1 protein-coding gene is annotated in these 273 nt (G+C 53.8%); it reads right to left on the bottom strand.

Features of this window, described 5'->3' with window-relative positions; genetic code table 11:
- Nucleotides 1-164 (bottom strand): flagellar basal body protein (locus tag FDX22_RS31185; protein ID WP_255432941.1); only part of this gene is annotated, 164 nt, incomplete at its 3' end.
- Between the last annotated feature and the right edge of the window lie 109 nt (nucleotides 165-273).

Raw genomic sequence — 273 nt, 5'->3', positions numbered from 1 at the left:
CCCGCCACGCTCACGCCCATCGCCTGCGTCCCGGCGTACATCGCGGAAAACTGAGTGGTCATTGATTTATACCCGACAGTACCGGAGTTCGCGATGTTGTTACTGATCCCATCCAGTTGTTCGTTGACGGCGTTCAGGCCCGTCGCTGCAATTTCATAACTCATTTTTTTGTTCCTGTAATATTAACGAGATCAGATGACGGTATTGCTGTCAGCGTTATCGCCGCCGTCAGTATCAGGCGGCGTGGTGTCATCGGTGCTGTCCGGTACGCCA

The sequence above is a fragment of the Citrobacter sp. TBCS-14 genome, from assembly GCF_005280805.1.
GTDB classification, from domain to species: domain Bacteria; phylum Pseudomonadota; class Gammaproteobacteria; order Enterobacterales; family Enterobacteriaceae; genus Citrobacter; species Citrobacter gillenii.
Note: the sequence above shows the minus strand (reverse complement) of the source record. Positions and strands in the feature narration are given on the sequence as shown.